The 205-nt window shown below is 46.8% G+C and carries 1 protein-coding gene; it reads right to left on the minus strand.

Features of this window, described 5'->3' with window-relative positions:
- A partial coding sequence (locus tag V6255_RS19225) for a VCBS domain-containing protein (RefSeq protein ID WP_341629506.1) occupies positions 1–205 on the minus strand: 205 nt, incomplete at both ends.

Below are 205 nucleotides of genomic sequence, written 5' to 3' on the forward strand. Positions count from 1 at the left end.
CCTTCTACCGTTGCTGCCGTGAACGTGGTCGTATCCGAGGTATCTACATCCGTTAACGATAAACTACCTGAAGTGGTTAATGTCGCTGCATCATCTTCTGTTACGTCGCCAACTGAGTCACCCGCAACCACTGATAAGTCATCTACACCATTGATAGTGATCACAATTTCTTGTTCAACACCATCGCTGGTTGTCACTGTGATCG

It is taken from the genome of Psychromonas arctica, from assembly GCF_038155225.1.
Lineage (GTDB): Bacteria > Pseudomonadota > Gammaproteobacteria > Enterobacterales > Psychromonadaceae > Psychromonas > Psychromonas arctica_B.